The sequence below is a fragment of the Streptococcus penaeicida genome, from assembly GCF_002887775.1.
In the GTDB taxonomy this organism is placed as follows: domain Bacteria; phylum Bacillota; class Bacilli; order Lactobacillales; family Streptococcaceae; genus Streptococcus; species Streptococcus penaeicida.
On sequence record NZ_LOCM01000076.1, the window covers coordinates 1 to 254 of the forward strand.

A 254-nucleotide genomic window follows, 5' to 3' on the forward strand; every position below is an offset into this window, starting at 1 on the left:
TGAGCTATGGCGGATAAAAGCTAAGCGACTTCCGTATCTAACAGGGGGCAACCCCAACTACTTCAGGCGTTCTAGGGCTTAACTACTGTGTTCGGCATGGGTACAGGTGTATCTCCTAGGCTATCGTTCACTTAACTTTTAGTCCACTCAAAATTGAATAACTATATCTTAACAAGAAGTCTACCTCTATGTCAATAAACTTTTCTATTATCAAAATTGTACTCGGACTAAAAAGCTAGTCAATTAGATAAAAT

At 38.6% G+C, this 254-nt stretch carries 1 rRNA gene; it reads right to left on the minus strand.

Annotation, left to right across the window (positions count from 1 at the left end):
• Positions 1-19: 19 nt before the first annotated feature.
• Positions 20-135, minus strand: a 5S ribosomal RNA gene (rrf, locus tag AT575_RS10340).
• Between the last annotated feature and the right edge of the window lie 119 nt (positions 136-254).